Origin of the sequence: Martinezella paranaensis, assembly GCF_014200235.1 — a bacterium.
Classification (GTDB): Bacteria; Pseudomonadota; Alphaproteobacteria; order Rhizobiales; family Rhizobiaceae; genus Rhizobium; species Rhizobium paranaense.
The window spans coordinates 38375-56147 of sequence record NZ_JACHBI010000022.1; the positions used below are offsets into that span (position 1 = coordinate 38375).

Sequence of the window (17773 nt, forward strand, 5' to 3'; positions counted from 1 at the left end):
GCCGAGGAGTTGGCCGCCGCCTTGAGAGGAGAGGCGGCCGCCTTCGACGTGGCTTATTTCTGGGCGTCAGCGAAAACCCAGACGCTTTCGGGCGGGATCTGTGCCCAAACCTTGCCCGTCGCCATCTGTTTCGTTCCATGCGCCTTTGCCACGAAATCCCCGCGGCGGAGCCGGTATTCCCAGCGGTCGCCCAAATAGATGCTGTCATCGAGATCCATTTCGATCCCGTCATTTGCGGGAGCGTCCGTGACCTTGATCTGTTCAACGCGGATAACAGCCCGGGCTTCCTCAGCCGGACCGAGGCCGGAAGCCTCCCGGACCGTGCCGTTCAGCGACCACCCCTTGCCGCCTATGGTGGCTGCCTTGCCATCAACCGTCTGGATCTTGCCCTTGACGATGTTGTTCGCGCCAAGAAAATCCGCGGAGTAGAAGCTGTTCGGGTTCGAATAAATTTCTTGCGGACCTCCCTGCTGGACGATCCGGCCATCCTGGAGCAGAAGAATGTTGTCGGCGGCCGCAAGGGCTTCGCTCTGGTCATGCGTCACCAGGATCGCGCAGATTTCGAGATCGAGGATCAGCTTGCGAATCCAGTACCGTGCCTCCTCGCGGAGCTTGGCATCGAGGTTTGACAGCGGCTCGTCGAGGAGCAGCACGCGCGGTTCGTACACCAAAGCGCGGCAAATTGCGACGCGCTGCTGCTGGCCGCCAGACAACTGCGACGGATAGCGGTCGGCGAGATGACCTAGGCCAAGGCGGTCGAGGATTGCCTGAACGCGATTGCCGATGTCGCTCGGGTTCACACCGCGAAGTTTCAAGCCATAGCCGACATTTTCCTTGACGGTGCGATGCGGCCAAAGTGCATAGGATTGGAAAACAAGACCGATGTTGCGTTGCTCGGGTGGCAGAGCCAGTTTCTTTTCGCCATCGAGCACGGTCTTGCCGCCGATGACGATGGAACCGACCTCCGGCTGCTCCAGGCCCGCGACGCAGCGAAGAAGCGTGGTCTTGCCGCTGCCCGATGCGCCGAGCAGTGCCACGATGCTGCCCCGCTCCGCCGTAAACGAAGCACCCTTCAGGATTTGCAGACCGCCCAGCCATTTCTGGACATTGTTGACGACGAGTTCAGTCATGGATTTTTGCTCCCAGACGGAGTGCCAGGGCAAGGCCTGCACCCGTCAGTACGATGCTAATGAGGGAAAGCGCAGCAATGGTGTTCATTGCGCCGGTCTGCAGCAGCGAGACCATGAGGGAACCAACAACTTCGGTCCCAGCGCCCATGAGATAGACACCTGTTGCGTATTCCCGCAGAAAGATGATCATGATCAAGGCCCACGCGCCGGCCAGGCCTGGTCGAACGATCGGGATGACGACATCCTTCCAGGTCCGCCCGATCGTTGCACCGGTCGTGCGAGCGGATTCTTCCAATTCCGGCGCGACCTGCAGGAGCGTTCCCTGAAGAAGGCGCAGGCCGTACGAAAGCCCGACCACGACATAGGCTACGAATAGGCTGACCAGTGTGGGACGCAGCGGCGTCAGGAACGGCACGAACAGAAATACCCAGAAGAACGCTAGACCAACGACCAATCCCGGAAGCGCACGCGGCAGCAGGACGATGTAGTCCAGAACCGTGTTGGACATACCCCAGTTCCGGTGGCCTGCGAGCCCGACCAGAAGATAGATCCCAACGGCGACGGCGCCGCCGACAACCGAAAGCAGGATCGTGTTGATGATACCGTTCTTCAAGGCAGGCACGTCGAAGAGGTGCGCGAAGTTGGCGACGGTCAGATGATCGAAGAGGTTCACCCCCTCGCCCCACGCATCGACGAACGCACGCACAAGGATGCCGCCGATTGGAAGAACGACCGACACAAATAGCCAGAGGCCGATGATGCCAAGGGCGATTGCCTGGCCGCTGGCGCCAAGCTTGAGGGTCGCGACGCGAGCCCCCTTGCCACCGAGAGCCGCGTAACGGCGAGCGTTGCGAAGCAGACGGCGTTGCATCCACACAAGCGGAAGAGTGATCAGGACGAGGACCACGGCAACGACGGCCATCAGCTGATATGTCGGCGTCCCGAACAGGGTAGTCAGCTTATAGATGTAGGTCGTCAGCACCATGATGCCGTTCGGGTCGCCGAGAACGAGCGGGATGCCGAAGGTTTCGAAACCCAACAGGATATTGAGAGCTGCAGCAAAGATCAGCGACGGCAGAACCATCGGCAAGGTGACGTCTCGCGATACACGCCAGATGGACGCGCCAGTCGTCCGAGCCGCCTCCTCCAGATCGGACGGAAGGTTTCGCATGGCTGCGGAAACATAGAGGTAGACGTTCGGAACGTGGCTAAGGCCGGCGATCAGGATCATGCCCCAGATACTGTAGATGTTCCAAGGAACGAAACCGACGAGATTACGGACGAAGATCGAAAGGAAACCCGCAGGCCCCACCGAAACCGTATAGCCGAAAGCGAGCACGATCGACGAGATAAACATCGGCACCAGGACGAGGATTTCCAGCAGTCGTTTGAGCCGGATGTCCGTCCGTGTGATCAGGAATGCAAGGACACCTCCAAGCGGAACGGCGATTGCGACCATCCCGAATGAAAACAGAGCGGTTGTGCCGAGCGCCCGATAGAATGCCTTGTCGGTGAAGACATATTGGTAGGCATCGAAACCGAAGCGGGCCCGAGGACTGAAGAACGGCGCCGTGAGAAAGCTCTGGTAGACGATAAGGCCGACCGGCGTAAGCACTGCAATCGCCAGCAGCGTGATAACGATAACGCGGTATGCGTTGGCATTCCCCACGCGCGGCATCTTCGGAGGATAGTTTTTTTCGGCTGGCGCGGACTTTGCGGAGACCGCAATCGCGCGCGGAGCCTGTGCTTGTGTAGACATCAGTGCCTCTCGAATCCATCTGAGGGGCTGCAGCGCCACCAGCGCCGCAGCCGTTAAGCATTAGCGGCCGAGGGCTGCCTTCCAGTCATTGAGGAATTTGACGCGCTTCATCTGATCCATGTATTCCAGCACGCCTTCGTCGACTGCGATAGGCTTCAGGCCACCGCCGACACGGTCGTTGAGCGTCTTGACATTGAGGCCGCTCGTGACGTCTTGGCGAACCGACGGAAGACCGCTTTCGGCCAGCAGCGACTGGCCTTCGGACGAAAGCATGAAGTCGATGAAGAGCTTCGCCGCATTTGGATGCGGTGCATCCTTCGTCTTCAGGATCAGGCGAGAAAAGGCCGGGGTGTAGTCGGTGGCGAAGTGAACGCCGAGGTTCGGGCTTTCCTTGACCCAAGCCAGCGCATAGCTGCCGATGATGTTGATGGCGATGACGTTTTCGCCGGAAACGACGGTTTCCTTCATGCCGCCGGAGCTGGAGTAGATCTTCGCGCCATCGTCGCCCATTGCCTTGGCAAGATCCCAGAAGTCCTTGCGGTTGCGGGCGTCGTTCGAATGATGGAGAAAGCCGGAGCCGCTCTTTTCCGGATCGAAGGTAGCCACCTTGCCCTGCAGCGTCGACTTGTTGGTCTTCAGAAAGGTGATCATATCGGCATAGGTCTTGGGAAGCTTGTCTTCGCTCAAGGCCTTTGTGTTGAAGATAACGCCTATCGGTTCTACGGTCGTTGCATAGAGCTCATTCTTGTAATCGGCCCATGCCGGCAGCCTTGACGCTTCCGGAGAGACGTATTCGTCCGCATAGCCGTCCTGCACGAGCGTCATCTGAAGATCCATTGCAGAGCTCCAGACGACATCGGCCGTGGTCTGCTTTGCCGCCGCTTCCGAGATGACCTGATTATAGGCACCGTTCGTGCCCAGATCGTTATAGGCTATCTTGATGCCGTATTTCTTGCTGAATGCATCCTGCAGTTTTTGCGACTGCGCGGCATCGGTCGATGTGTAGACCGAGACGGTTCCCTCCTTTTTCGCCGCGGCGATAATGGAGGCGTAATCTGCCGGATAGCCCGCGGGAACGTCCTGCGCCAATGCCGCGGATGCCAGCAGCGAAACAACTGCAGCCGTGACGGCGATCCCCTTCGGGGACATATAGTTTTTCATGATTTTCTTCTCCCAAGAATGCGCCCGAACACCTGTCTCCCTCGGGCGATGGTCTGAAGGGCGCACCTCGCGTCCTTCAAAGGCTCGACTGGCTGCATGCAGCCAGAAAACCGATATGCTGCTATGCGTTTGCGGCTTTCCTCGCACCGCTGTCATTGCGGATTGCCTGTGCAACCAGCGTACCGAAGGCGTCGGTATCGACCGTGCCGCCCAGGTCGCGGGTACGGCTCGCCGGATTTGCCAGGACCTCGTCGATAGCGCGTTCGATCTCGGCACCGGCCGCCTCGAAATTCGCGAGCTTGCGCTGTTCGCCGAGCCAGCTCAGCATCATACCAACGGACAGGATTAGTGAGGTCGGATTAGCGATATTTTTATTCTGGATATCCGGAGCAGACCCATGTTGAGCCTGTGCGCAGACGAGACCAAGCTCGGCATTCGCATTGATCGAGCCGGCAAGACCAAGGCTGCCGGATAGCTCGCTGACGAGATCGGACAGGATATCGGCATAGAAATTGGTCGTAACGATCACGTCGAAGCGTGAGGGATCGCGCACCAGATGCGCGGCCATGGCATCGATGATGAAATCATTGAGTTTGACCTCCGGAAACTCCTCCGCGACCTTGCGAACCTGCTTCATGAACAAGCCGTCCGTCAGGATGAAATTGTTCGCCTTGTGGACCGCGGTGACGCGCTTATCTCGCTTCATCGCCAGGATGAAGGCCTGGCGAGCGATACGCTCGCACGCTTGCGCCGTGATCTTGCGCACCGAAAGCGCGACATCCGGTGTCGGCATGAATTCACCCGTGCCAGCAACCATGTTGCGGTCCGGATAGAACCCTTCGGTCGCCTCGCGCATGATCACGAGATCCATTTTCTTGGCATTGTTTAGAAAGTCGCGCGAGCGAGCCGGGCGAACATTCGCGTAAAGGTCCAGCTTGACGCGGAAGCCGGCAGAAACATTGACGCCGCCCTTATCACGCGCCGGATAATCCATGTGCGACTGCGGCCCGAGAATGATGCCATCATAACCGCGAGCTCGCTCCAGAACCTCGTCGCACAAGGTCGTACCGTACTTTTCGAGGCTGGTGAAACCGGTGTCCTCGTAGTCGTATGTCAACCCCAGCCCATAGGCTTTGTCGGTTGCCTGCAGGACCTCCATAGTTGCCGCGGTGATCTCCGGCCCGATGCCGTCGCACGGCGTAACCATAATCTTCATGTGATCAATCTCCCTGGAAGGCGACAGCGTTACTCGCCGCACATCATCACGGAGGCATATTGGCTTTTGAGATGTAAAAATGCAAACTATTATTGCGGAGCGGCCGAATTTTCTAATTCGTCCCCTTTTTCTCCCCTTAACTAGATTCCCATTCTACCTTTGGGCGGAGCAATGGATTAGCGTTTTATGCAAATCCAGTGAAATGCAATGATGACGGTGAGCCCTCGCGCACTATTGGCTTTATATTTCCATAAAGCCAACCGGCGCATTATAGCTCACGCAGCCCGGGAACCGGCACTTCCTGCGTCGGTCATAACGCTTTCCACTTTCGCTCACGTTGCCAGATAGGAGATGGTCATCGGCGACGATCGCGTTGTCGCTTTGGTGCGAATAACCGGCAAGGTGCAGGGGGTTGGTTTCCGCATCTGGACCCGCAATGAGGCGGATGGATCGGTCCTTGCCTTGATCACAGGACCGGATGCGGCGGCCTCAGCGATGATGACGCGCTTCTGGCAAGGGCCCGCAGGCGCATCCGTCTCAAGTGCCATCGAGGAGCCCACCCCGCTTGTGGAAGGGCCGGCGGATTTTGTCATCACCGGCTAATGGCGCCGCAACCGAAGCGCTTGCGAGCCGGTTTTTTCGCGATCTGGACTATTTGACGAGTTCCACGCGGCGGTTCGCGGCCACTCCCTGCGACCACTGCAGCGGAGACTTGCGGGACAGCGCGCCATCAAGATGGCGCCGCATGGCATAGGAAGCCTCGATGATTTCGCCTTTCTCCAGCAGGGCCAGGATTGCGAGATGCTCCTGACACTGGCCGTGCAATCGGTCACGATCGACATTGGATCGGTATTCCAGCAGGCGGCGCATCCGGTTCACCCGGACCAGTGAAATGTGGAAGAACGGATTGCAGGACATCTTGATCAGCTCTTCATGAAACAGCGAGCCATTGTACAGTTGCCGTTCGGCCGGCAAGTTCCTGATGTCGGTCGCCAACATGCGCTCCTGGATGCGGCGCTGTTCCTCGATGATCTTGCGATCGAGCGCAAATGTGGGTTCCAGCATTGCCGCCGGTTCGATCAGCATGCGGAAACGATAAATCTGCTCGAAGGCTTCCGCCGTCTTGGCGACGGGAAGCAGTCGCCAGCCGTAGCCCTGTTTCCGTTCGGCCCATCCCTCTCTGGTGGCACGCACCAGAATATCGTTGAGCTGCGCCTTGGTCAGATCGTAGCGTTCGCGAAGCATCTGCTCGGTCACATCGGCCGGAATGCGGTCGGTAAGCCAGTCCTCGGACAGCCGATGATAATCGCTCATCGTTTCGGGAAGCTGATCGTCGTGAGCATCGTTCTCTTCGATGGTCACTGTTGCTGAGACGAAGAAGCCGCGATTTAGTTTCTGCTCCAGGAGCCCCTGCTCGAACAGGACCTGCATGGCCTCGCGCACGGGCGAACGGGATACGCCGAACTTGTCCGCCAGCCCCTGGGTGCTCAGATGTTCTTCCGGCTTGAGTTCGCCGGACCGGATCAACTGAGCGATCTCCTTTGCAATATTTGTCGTGAGTTGGCTGCTTCGCATCTATGGTGCACTCGTTATCCCTGAATCACCATCAGAATAAGGCCTTATCCGATATCTGAGTAGCGCAAAGTCTGGCCCCCGGTGGATTTGCCAGACAAGAAAACCATCATGGTGCAACGGCCGCATGCGGCATCTGGTTCTCATCGAACACTCTTCTGATTGTACCGCCGGCTTTCATCACCTCGATCATTCGCGTGGCTGCCGCCAGAGCGTGGGCATGCGATTTCGGCACCACGACTGCGGTTCCGGCCTCGTGGAAATGGCCTTCCACGGCGCGGCAGTCCTTGAAATCGGCAAGCAGACTGAGAATAGACTCTTTTCCGAGAGCGAGCGCATCGATTTCGCGATTTCGAAACCTGGCCACCGCCTCGTCAAGCGATACGATCGCTTCTATGGAGGTGCGGTGAAGCGACTTCTGGGCGCTGCGAAACGTTGCGGTTCCGGCAATTCCCGCGACCCGGACACCGCTCGTGTCGACATCCACCACGCTGCGAAACTCATCAGCGCGCGTAAGATAGGTGCTCACGCCTAAATAATAGTTCGAGCCAACCGCGACCAGCCTGCGCCGCTCATCGTCAATCGGCACGAAGGAAAGCGTCCATGAGCCGTCCCCGGCATTGGCGACGATATCGCCCGAACTGGCGAATTCCACCAGTTGAAGCGGAAGAAGGCAGCGTCTGGCAATCTCACGCGCCAGCGTGACGGTCACGCCGCGCGGCTCCCCGCCGGCTGCATCGCGCACGCACCATACCGCCGAGGCGGCCGGGCCAACGGCGATGCCCGCAAGCATGCTGCCATTCGGGGCGAGTTCGTTGCGTTCTTGTTCTGATAGTTCGAAGGAATTGGCTTGCATGGGATATCCTGCCGCATTTCGACGATGCATTATCGCATTTATAAAGATAGAAATGCAAATTTATTGGCCATAGAAGAAGGAGCATCGTCATGTCCGCCGCCTGGTCACCGTCCCAATATCTCAGGTTCGAAGATCATCGCACCCGTCCGGCCATGGATCTCCTGGCGCGCGTGGCAGCACCGAATGCGACCAGAATAACCGATATCGGCTGCGGTCCCGGCAATTCGACCGAGCTGCTGATAGAGCGCTTTCCCTTAGCCGATATCCTCGGGATGGATTCGTCACCGAAAATGATCGAAGCGGCTGGAAAGCGGCTTTCCTCCTGCCGCTTCGAACTCGCCGACATCGCCTCGTGGAGGCCGGATGCACCGCAGGATCTACTGTTTGCAAATGCTGTCCTGCAATGGCTGCCCGATCATGAAACGCTGCTTCCGACCCTGATGTCCTTCGTGAGGGATGGCGGTATGCTCGCCGTCCAGATGCCTGATAATCTGAACGAACCGACCCATGTCGGCATGAGGACCGCCGCCGACGACGGACGCTGGGTCGACCGTCTCCGGGCTGCCGACGGCGAGCGCACGACGATCTTGTCGGCATCCGACTATTGGTCGATCCTGAAGCCGCATGCGGCAAAGATCGATATTTGGCGGACCACCTACAATCATCCTCTGGCCGGACTGGATGGGATCGTCGACTGGTTCAAGGGTTCGGGGCTGCTGCCTTACCTCAGCCGCCTGTCGGTCGTAGAGCAGGCCGAATATCTCAGGATCTACAAAGGCCTTCTTGCTGACAGCTATCCGGTGATGGCTGACGGCACAGTGCTTTTGCCGTTTCCCCGGCTGTTCATCGTCGCCTCTCGCTAAGGTCATTAGCTGCGCTGACTGAACCATTTCGCAAAGTTTGCGCAACCGCCACCCCAATTGCAGTCACATGTTCCCGGCATACGGCGGCGACTAATCATCAATTCTGAAGCCGCTCGGCGACGGCTTCATCAAGCTCCTGAAAATGGTCGTCGCGCCGGTGATCTTCACGATCATTGTCATCGGCATCGCCAGGATGTCCGATATGAAGGCGCTCGGCCGGGTCGGACTGACGACGGTCCTCTACTTCGAGATTCTGACGACCGCCGCATTGTTAATCCGGCTTGTCGTTGCGCATATCATTGAGCCAGGGGCCGGAACGAACATCGATCCGTCCTCGTTGAAGGCGGACGCCGTAGCGGGCTTTGCGAAAACCGCGGAATCCCAGCATCTGGTCGATTTCTTCCTCAAGATCATTCCGGATACCTTCGTTGCGGCCTCGTGAACGGTGAAATTCTTCCGGTCGTGTTCATCGCCGTCCTGACGGGATGCGCGCTTGCCCGTGCCGGCCGTGCGAGCGAACAGCTTATTGTCGTCATCGAGCAGGTCTCCGACCTATTCTTCAAGATGGTCGGCTTCCTGATGTATCTTGCGCCGATCGGCGCTTTCGGGGCGATGGCGTTCACCATCGGCAAACCCGGCGCGGTTCACAATTGATGATGAAACTTTTATAGTGAACCTCAAGGCTGCTGGCGTGCCTGAAGCCCACGCACAAGTTCTGGCCGGCATCATGCTACCTGTCCGAATGGGCTGGACCGCTGCCGTTACGGATTCTGTTCTGAAGCTGACCGGGCACGAGCCGCGCGCACTTCAAGTTTTTGCCGTAGAGATGTTTGCAGATGTTGCTGAAACTTCAGCCGGTGCATGAAGAGAAAGACGCTGCATTCTAGTCTTTTGGAACGTATGCCCTTTCAATGGGCACTGTAGGGGCGTGAGCCTTGAAAGTTTCCTATGAAGGGGCATAGTTATTCGCGATCGGGGGACCGCCGGAGTTTCCAAGACCTCCGAGCATTAGGCTCAAATCCAGCCAGACACTTCGGTTGTTTGCACAGCGATCGGCCCCACTGTCTACGCGCGATACTCAACTAAGTCCCGCGTCTCAGTTTAACATTAGCCGGGCAATAATGTCCGGACGGTCGAATGGAACATTATGGCCTGATCCTTCCGCTACATGCAGCGCGATCGAACGGTTGGCCTTTTTAGCGCGTTGCACATGCGGCAAAGGCTTTGGGACTGCTGGAGCCATAGACCCAGTCGCGCTGCAGCGTCATTGCGGCAAGATCACTTTTCGAAATTTCCTTTTCACCTGCGCCGCATGCAAGGTCGAGGATGATGGCTGGTCCTGCCGCAGCCAGTTCCTCGTCGGGAACACGGCTGAGATCTGCGGGCTTCCCGTCGGTTCGGGCATCCGCGCAACCTGGTTCTAGGCGTGGCGGGGAGGCGGAGTTTACGGAGGGCACGATCGATTCCACCTCCAGCTCGCCTAGCGTCAGCCGCAGATTATACCTCTGTCCGCTTGGGCCAGATCGCCAGAGGCATTGTGATTTTCGTGCCGATCAGAACCTCGCGAACGGAAAGTCCATCCAAATTCTCAAATCTTGACCAATAGATTTTTGTAGTGATAACGATCAAAAAACTGGACTGTCGTTGCGTCGCAACAAACTTCTTACGGCCCCCTATATGTTTTATCTTATATCAGAATATTAAGCATCGTATGATCTTTAAAACGCAGAGCTACAATATAGATCAATATACTCTGAGACTACATCTAGCAATATTTGATAACTTTCATTCCATTAGAAATAACAATCTCGGAAGATATTCCAGAAATCATCTATCAAAAGTTGCGCTGATGGCGCAATCGACAATCGATACGAGATATTTCCAGAGCACGACTAAAAATATTGAAAAATATATTCTTCTCATTTTCTACATTTGCTGTCTGTCGCGGAACGGCAGCAGAGCATTTATGGCATAATGTGATAATATTATGTAGTTTTCTCTTGGGTCAGCGCATTTTAAGCATTGAATAATGGAGGGCCAAGTTGACAGATATTTTAGCGTTCAAACTTGAGGCGACTTCGCTCACGACGAGTGAGGTTTCCGAATGGCTTACGGGCGAAAAGCAGGACAATTCCTATCGGCCTCTCAGTACCGACAGCCGTGGTCTTTTTTCGTTCGGCGTTCATGGTGCCGGTGATTTGGTGGGGTGGACGGGAGCGACATCATCGGACCGCGCCTTTGCCGTCACGATCGAAAATGACGATTTCATGTTTTTCGTCGAGCATGGAACCTGCTACGACCTGGCAACGGGCGGCATACACCATGCTATCACGCCGGGCACAGCGCTGCTGACGACAGCCGACCGCTATTCCGCGGTAAACATCCATGCAGGCTCCGTTGCGGAAGGTTTCTGTATCCCAAGGAGCGCGGTACACGCCGCTCTGATCAGCACCTTCGAACGTCTGCCACCCGCCGATTTCGAATTCGCTCCCCGGCAGGATATGACAGCGGGACCGGCCGCACCGCTTTTCAAGCTGATGCGTTTCTTCCGAGATGAGATCTGCGCCGATCAGAACCTAGAGGTCTCTCCCCTTGCCCTGACGAGCTTCCAGGAGATGTTCTGTCTGCTGATGGTGCAGAATCTGCCCCACACGCTCTCCGACACCAGATCACCGGCACAGACGATTGCTCCCCGACAGCTCCGACGAGCGTCGGACTTTGCAAGAGAACATATCGCAATGCCCATTACGATCGCCGACATGGCAGCGGCAGCAGGCGTCAGCGTACGGACGCTTCAGGTCAATTTTCGGCGATTTTTCGATATGACACCAATGGCTTATCTAAGGCAGCTGCGTCTTGCCGGCGCACGGGAGGAAATAACGGCGGCGGCGACATCCTTAACTGTCCGTGAAATCGCATGCCGCTGGGGATTTACACATCAAGGACGTTTCGCTCAAGAATATCGTGCCGCTTTCGGTGTCTCCCCCAAACACGACATGGAATGCGCCGCGAAAAGAACCCGCTAACGGATGGCCAACGGTCAGCACTGCTAGCATCCCATCTGGCTACACTAAACGCTGAGAAGGACAAGGATGACTTCCTGCATTGCGATTGTTTGTCCGCTCCGCAACCGAGCCGAAGTTCCTTTTAGACGCTTGGAGACCTCGAAATACCGGTGAATTGGTGATGGGCGGCGCGTCCTGATGTGTGTTGGCGGCTTTCGCCTCCGATATCATGCTGGATTTCGTGGTGTCGCCGCCCTTTCGGGACAGCCGGGGTCATGCGGCCGCACGGCGTCCTTCGTGGAAGACGTAGCGGAGCATGTTGTAGGCGAGGTTGGCCATACCGATCTTTACCGTCGCCCTGTTGATGCCAATCGTGCGGATGAAGAGCTTCATCTTGTCCTTTTGCCTGGCGAAGACATGCTCGACGGCGGATCTGATCTTCGATCGCCGCCCGTTTGCCCGCGACATCGTTTCCGGCATTGGTTTGCCCTTCGGCTTTCGCTGGTGGATGTCCGACTTTAGGCCATTTTGCTTCAGCCATTCCTCATTGGTCTTCGAGCGATAGGCACTGTCGGCCCAGACGGTCGAGGCAGTATTGTCCTTTGCGACGACGTTCCTGAGTTGAGCGCCGTCATGGGCGGCCGCACTCGTCACCGTCCATCCCCGGATGAACCCATGCGCCCGGTCGATGCCGGCATGGTTCTTGTAACCAAACATCGGAATGGCGATGTCATGCTGCCGGGTCGCGGCTGATGTCGGCGTTTCCGTCGGTTGCTTTGCCTTGGAATACTTCACCGTCCAACGCGCATCCCGATCCTTCTGCGCGAGCTTGGCGGGCTTGTCCTTCCACTCGTCCGGGATCTCACCCGCCTTGATCGCGTCTTTCTCGTCCTGGCTGTTGCGCTGCTTGGGAGCCTGGATGATCGTTGCATCAACGATCTGACCACCTTTGGCCAGGTAGCCCGACCGTGAGAGATGCTTGTCGAAACTGGCGAACAGATTGTCGGTGGCACCGGCCCGCACCAAGCTTTCGCGAAACAGCCAGATCGTCTTAGCATCCGGAACCTTGCCGGAAAGGCCGAGCCCGAGAAACCGCATGAACGACAATCGATCCTGGATGACGAACTCGGCCTGTTCGTCGGAGAGATTGTAGAGCGCCTGCAGCACCAGGATCTTGAACATCAGCACCGCCGGAAACGGTGGACGCCCGCCCTTCGATCCGTCGGAACGCTTCAGCGCTTTGGCCAACGGCTTCTCAAACGCAGGCCAGGGAATGATGCTGTGAAGCTTCTCCAGAGGGTCGCCGACCGCACTCAGCCGCTCGTAACGCTCGTCCAAATCCCAAAAGCCTGGCTGCCCGCGCATCATCCGATCCCTGCAAATCACCCAAGCCGGATTGAATCACGAAAATTGGCTGAAGGGGAGGTTTTTAGAGGCGTCCGCTTTCCTGCTCTCCTGGAGTGGCCGCGAAGGATTCCGCAACGATCGCTTGATTCCGTCCTGTCTGCTTTGCGCGATAAAGCGCCCGATCAGCTTCGAGCAACAGTGTGGCCCGAGAGATATTCTGGTCCGGCGTCGCCAGTGCAATACCGACGCTGAGCGTCACGTGTCCGAATGGCGATCCTTCATGCGCCAACTTGACAGCCGCCATCCCCGAACACAGAGCCTGTCCGATCACGGGCGCGTTTGCTGCTGAGGCGATCCGCGCGATAACGGCGAATTCCTCTCCGCCATAGCGGGCAACGAGGTCCTGTTTGCTGCGCGTATTGCGTTCCAGCACCCTGGCGATTTCCCGGAGGCATGCGTCTCCCGCCGGATGCCCGTATCGGTCGTTGTAGCCTTTGAACCAATCGGCATCCACCATGGCGAGCATCAGCAGGTCGTCGCTTTGCCCAAGCGCGGCGAGTTCGTTCGCGAGAACCTCGTCGAAGCGGCGCCGGTTGGCCACGCCCGTCATCTCGTCCGTCAGACTTATCGTCAGGAGCTTCTCGTTGAGCCGTTCCAGTTCGGACGTCCGGTCCCTTATCTTTCCCTCGAGCGCTTCATGGGCGGCGTGAACGCGCGCTGCCATCGACGCAAAATCGCGGGCAAGCTCGCCGATCTCGTCGTCGGAATGCGTGGGCAAGGCGTCATTGGCAACGGTAGCGCCGGTGCGGCCGACCAGTTGCGTTGCGTGGATCAGTCGGACCAGCGGTTCGGCGACCTGCTTTTGCAGGATCGAACGAAGGATGAAGAGTTCGACGAACAGCGTGAGCAGCCCGACCGCGATGACGATCCCGAGATTGGCAAGAATGGCAGGCCGCATCAGAGATTTTGGATAGTGGACGGCAAGCACCCAGGGCGTATCCGGAATCCGGCCGACGGCGGTGATTTCGCTGGCGCTGTCGACGAGCGAGACCGAACCCGGCCCGATCGACTGGCTTGCCTTCAGCAATGGCTGGTAGTCGGCGAGTGCCAGCGAGGAAATGGAGGCTGCGCCGGCGCTAGTCGTGATCGCTTCGGTGTATTTGCCGTCGAAGATCAGAGTTCCCTCGGCATCGGCCGCGAAGATCGTAGCGCGTGCGCCCGGCAGCGTCGGGTTCGCGGTTCGTTTCATGAGATCGTCGAGCAATACGTCGACACAGGCCATGATGCGATGTTTGCCTGAAGCATCAGGCTCGTCGGGCGTTGCGATCGTCGTCATCCAAGCGTTATTGGATGGATCCCAATAGATGCGGGTGAAGAAAGCCTCATTTTGAGGCCCGCTGAAGCCGCGGGAGAAAAATTCGAAGGTCTCAAGTTTCAGCGCGTCCGGGCCTTCGTATTTGAAAACCGTGGCAATGTCGGCAGCCTGATAGATCGGAAAGCCTTTTTCCGGAACCACGCCGTAGAAATTGAAGAGACGGTCCTTTGCGGCAGAGCCAAATTGGTAGGAGAGCAGATAGGATAGGGCGAACCGTGTCTTCACGTCGTCATCGGGCGCAACGTCAGGCGCGTAGGTCGCCGACATGCCGGGAAATCTGCGCCCGTCCGGCAAGGGCTCGCCTTCAAACAATCCCGGACGCTGCGTGTAGGATCCGTCTTCATGACGATAGAAAATATCGTCGAAGTTCCGTGCCAATGATTGCCGGGCTTCCGGTATCGCGTAGATTCTGCCGAACTCGACAAGGAAATTCCTTTCGAGGTCCGTTACCTCGCGAAATGGCAGGGATTCGCGCTGCAAAGCCTGCTCGGTCGAAAGGGAAACCTGTCTGCGCACCGATTGCTCGAGCGCCGAATGATTAATGAAATATGAGAAGCCGCCCGCGCAAGCACATACGAGCGCAATTCGAAGGGCTGCCAACCGCAAGGCCCGGGACGCCAGCGTATGACGCGTTTTACGGTTCACCCCTAGTCTGGACAAGATCTTCAGCAATACGCCCATGCCGGTACCACTCATTTGCGCGCTCCGGCAGGGATGATCGACAATCCGCTTGCGCCGATCGCTCGCGTGCCAATCACCGGCAGGCCGCTCGATATCATGCATTTACCTTCGTCGTTCGAGGAGCCTATCCAGCTGCCTCCTTGAGAGCAGCGTCAAAAGGTCGTGCGTTAATCGGGATCGCCCGAAAGCGCAAATTTCGTTTATGGCGCAATGAGTTCAACAAGGTCACCGGAAGCTCACTCGGCGGCATCGAGGTGTTGCCCCCATCTGCGGCTTGGCGAGAAAGCCGCAGATGGCAAAGAAGCTGATCTAGGCAGCTTCGATCCGGTCCTCTATGCCGGCAAACATATGCTCGAGATTGAGGAAGCAGACCATGCCCTGTTCCAGAGGAATGATGCCGTAGGAAAAGGTTGGATCGAACGTCGAACCCAAGTCGGGTACCGGCTGGATGCGATCACCGCTGAGCGATAGGATGTCGGAAACCTGATCGACAACGAGACCGATGATACCATCTCCGACCTCGACGACGACAATGGCGCTGCGGCTAGTATCGATGGCGCCCGGCACACCGAGTTTTGCCGCAAGGTCGATCACCGGAATGACAGAGCCGCGCAAGTTCATCACACCAAGCACATGTGGTGGCGCATGGGGCAGCGGCGTAGCCGCTGCCCATCCTCGGATTTCTCGGATCGAAGTCGTCTTGATGCAGAACTGTTGGTTGCCGAGATGGAAGGCGATTATTTCTTGTGTTGCGTTATGAGCCGCGCCTTCCATCAAAACTCCTCCCATTCCTTGGTGGCGACAGCCGCTGCAGCGCGTCCCCCGAAGGCACCGGCAAGCCTCTGACCTAGCGCGCGGGCCGGCGAAGCCACAGGCTTGCTGTCGTGACGAGCAGCACGAGGCGAGGAATCCGAACCGTCGAGTTTGAAGCGGGCAATGAGCTGTGCCAGATTGGAAGCCTCATCCGCCAGCCGGTTAGCAGCAGCAGTCGATTCTTCGACCATCGCCGCGTTCTGCTGTGTCGTCTGATCCATCTGATTGACGGCGGTGCTCACCTCCGACAGTCCGGTCGATTGCTCTTTCGCTGCCGTGGCGATCGAATGCACGTGCTCGTTCACCTTGATGACGTGGCTCTGGATCAGCCCGAGGGCATCGCCTGTGGCCGTTACCAGCCTGACGCCGGTGTTCACCTCTTCACCAGAGCGGTGGATCAGTGCCTTGATGTCCTTGGCAGCGGTGGCCGAGCGCTGCGCCAGTTCTCGCACCTCCTGCGCGACGACGGCAAAGCCCTTGCCGGCATCGCCGGCGCGCGCTGCCTCGACACCAGCATTGAGTGCCAGGAGGTTGGTCTGGAAGGCGATCTCATCGATGACGTTGATGATCTGACCGATCTCACCAGACGCCTGCTCGATGCGGCCCATTGCCGAGACTGCGTCCTTGACGACGGCACTCGACTGCTCGGTGCTTCTACGTGCCTCATCGACCATGTGGCTGGCTTCCGTCGCCCGCTCTGTCGAGCTTTTCACGGCGACAGTGATTTCTTCGAGAGCTGAAGATGTCTCCTCGAGCGCGGCCGCCTGCTGTTCGGTTCGCTTCGACAGATCGCCGGAGGCGATACGCATTTCACCGGCGCCGCCATTGATCGTGTCGATCGCCACGCGGACCTCGCCGAGCACCGAGCGCAGATTGGCCATGGATGCGTTGACATTGTTTTTTAGCTCGCCGAAGGCGCCTTGGAACTCGCCGTGCATGTTTTCCGTCAGAACACCGTCGGCAAGCGCCGAGATAACTCGGCGAGTTTCGGCGATACCACGATCAACGGAGGTCACGAGCTGGTTAACGCTCGTGGCAAAACGGTCGAGATCAGCATTGTCGTAGTGTTTGGTGATGCGCTGCGTGAAGTCACCGGCAACGGCGGCCGACACCACTTCGCCAATGCTCGACTGCAGGTCGGCGCTCTTCGCCTGTAGCGCCGCTTCCTGGGCGTTCATCTCGCGAACCCGGATGCCGTTTTGCTTGAACACTTCGACGGCACGTGCCATTGCGCCGAGCTCATCACCACGTGCGACACCCGGAACAGCAATATCGAGATCACCACGGGCGAGCGTGGCCATAGCTTCGGTTAGACCCCGCATCGGACGCACAATTTGCAGCGCCGCAATTGCCAATCCCAATATGATTGCGAAAGCAGCGCCGATCGTCTGAACGACGTAACTAGTAAGAATTGTCTTATCGGTGACTGCGTTCGCGGCATCGTTTTTGCGCTGTAGCTCTGATTTAGACCGATCATACAGTTTGGTGGCATCGGTATCGAATTTGGCACGAGCGGGCGCGAAAGTGTCACGGGTAAGCTTGAGAGCTGCGTCATTATCATTGGCGAGTGCCAGCTTCTGGATCGGCACAATCGTTGCGCGGATCGCCGTCAGTTCGGACGTGATCGTCGCAAAATCATCCTTCCGTTGCGGGTAGTGAGCTAAAGCCTGTTCGATGAACTTTTCCGTTTCATCGAAAGCTTGCGCGAGCTCCTCACCAGACCTCTGTATGTCCGATTGGTCGGATTCTGCGATTAGGCGATAAAGAACACGGCCGATCGCGTCGGAATTGCCGGTAACCTCTGCTAGTTTGATCGCCCCACTGGCGTCGTTGTCGAGCACGCCACTGTAGGTCTCGTCTATCGATCGCAATTTGGTTGCCTGGAAGATGCTTATGCTGGCGCCGATCGCTACCGTAACGATAGTCAATATGAGCAGCTTGCTGCCAATCTTCAGGGAGTTCAAAGAATTCGTGAACATGTATGGTCGCGCCTTT

14 protein-coding genes and 1 pseudogene are annotated in these 17773 nt (G+C 57.7%); 5 read left to right on the top strand and 10 right to left on the bottom strand.

What is annotated here, in order from left to right:
* Positions 1-53 precede the first annotated feature (53 nt).
* The 4 genes from GGD50_RS30360 to GGD50_RS30375 form a co-directional block, all read right to left on the bottom strand.
* Positions 54-1130: an ABC transporter ATP-binding protein gene (locus GGD50_RS30360; RefSeq protein WP_183940866.1), complete on the bottom strand. Its 1077-nt coding sequence runs from the start codon at positions 1128-1130 to the stop codon at positions 54-56.
* Positions 1123-2889 (bottom strand): ABC transporter permease, encoded by a 1767-nt coding sequence (locus GGD50_RS30365; protein WP_183940868.1) that lies wholly within the window; start codon positions 2887-2889, stop codon positions 1123-1125. The genes GGD50_RS30360 and GGD50_RS30365 overlap by 8 nt, the downstream gene beginning before the upstream one ends.
* Positions 2890-2949: 60 nt before the next feature.
* Positions 2950-4050, bottom strand: a complete 1101-nt coding sequence (locus GGD50_RS30370; RefSeq protein ID WP_183940869.1) for an ABC transporter substrate-binding protein — start codon at positions 4048-4050, stop codon at positions 2950-2952.
* Between the two features lie 121 nt (positions 4051-4171).
* The gene (locus GGD50_RS30375) at positions 4172-5266 is read right to left on the bottom strand and encodes an isocitrate/isopropylmalate dehydrogenase family protein (RefSeq protein ID WP_183940871.1); all 1095 of its coding nucleotides are present in this window, start codon (positions 5264-5266) and stop codon (positions 4172-4174) included.
* A 351-nt stretch (positions 5267-5617) separates the two neighbouring features.
* On the opposite strand from GGD50_RS30375, the gene GGD50_RS30380 reads away from it, so the two are divergent.
* On the top strand, positions 5618-5869 hold the full coding sequence (locus GGD50_RS30380; RefSeq protein WP_183940873.1) for an acylphosphatase: 252 nt from the start codon (positions 5618-5620) through the stop codon (positions 5867-5869).
* A 48-nt stretch (positions 5870-5917) separates the two neighbouring features.
* On the opposite strand, the gene GGD50_RS30385 is transcribed toward GGD50_RS30380, so the two are convergent.
* Together GGD50_RS30385 and GGD50_RS30390 are read right to left on the bottom strand one after the other, a co-directional pair.
* Entirely contained in the window at positions 5918-6841 is a 924-nt protein-coding gene (locus tag GGD50_RS30385; RefSeq protein WP_183940875.1) for a GntR family transcriptional regulator, read from the bottom strand.
* A 106-nt stretch (positions 6842-6947) separates the two neighbouring features.
* Complete coding sequence (locus GGD50_RS30390) at positions 6948-7694, bottom strand: transporter substrate-binding domain-containing protein (RefSeq protein WP_183940877.1); 747 nt, start codon at positions 7692-7694, stop codon at positions 6948-6950.
* A gap of 89 nt (positions 7695-7783) precedes the next feature.
* On the opposite strand from GGD50_RS30390, the gene tam reads away from it, so the two are divergent.
* The 4 genes and pseudogenes from tam to GGD50_RS30415 all read left to right on the top strand — a co-directional run bounded on the left by tam (position 7784) and on the right by GGD50_RS30415 (position 11583).
* Complete coding sequence (gene tam / locus GGD50_RS30395; protein WP_183940879.1) at positions 7784-8557, top strand: trans-aconitate 2-methyltransferase; 774 nt, start codon at positions 7784-7786, stop codon at positions 8555-8557.
* 142 nt (positions 8558-8699) lie between these two features.
* Positions 8700-9211, top strand: a pseudogene (locus GGD50_RS33040) (cation:dicarboxylate symporter family transporter).
* A gap of 16 nt (positions 9212-9227) precedes the next feature.
* Entirely contained in the window at positions 9228-9422 is a 195-nt protein-coding gene (locus GGD50_RS30410) for a hypothetical protein (protein ID WP_183940883.1), read from the top strand.
* A 1402-nt stretch (positions 9423-10824) separates the two neighbouring features.
* Positions 10825-11583: a helix-turn-helix transcriptional regulator gene (locus tag GGD50_RS30415; RefSeq protein ID WP_246451629.1), complete on the top strand. Its 759-nt coding sequence runs from the start codon at positions 10825-10827 to the stop codon at positions 11581-11583.
* A 252-nt stretch (positions 11584-11835) separates the two neighbouring features.
* On the opposite strand, the gene GGD50_RS30420 is transcribed toward GGD50_RS30415, so the two are convergent.
* From GGD50_RS30420 to GGD50_RS30435, 4 genes are all read right to left on the bottom strand, one after another.
* Positions 11836-12927, bottom strand: a complete 1092-nt coding sequence (locus GGD50_RS30420) for an IS5 family transposase (protein WP_183940887.1) — start codon at positions 12925-12927, stop codon at positions 11836-11838.
* 64 nt (positions 12928-12991) lie between these two features.
* The gene (locus GGD50_RS30425) at positions 12992-14800 is read right to left on the bottom strand and encodes a diguanylate cyclase (RefSeq protein WP_343070039.1); all 1809 of its coding nucleotides are present in this window, start codon (positions 14798-14800) and stop codon (positions 12992-12994) included.
* Between the two features lie 474 nt (positions 14801-15274).
* Positions 15275-15739 carry a chemotaxis protein CheW gene (locus GGD50_RS30430; RefSeq protein WP_246451631.1) on the bottom strand — a complete coding sequence of 155 codons (465 nt, stop codon included), beginning with the start codon at positions 15737-15739 and terminating at the stop codon, positions 15275-15277.
* On the bottom strand, positions 15739-17757 hold the full coding sequence (locus GGD50_RS30435; protein ID WP_183940893.1) for a HAMP domain-containing methyl-accepting chemotaxis protein: 2019 nt from the start codon (positions 17755-17757) through the stop codon (positions 15739-15741). Before GGD50_RS30435 ends, GGD50_RS30430 begins: the two co-directional genes overlap by 1 nt.
* Positions 17758-17773: the final 16 nt, after the last annotated feature.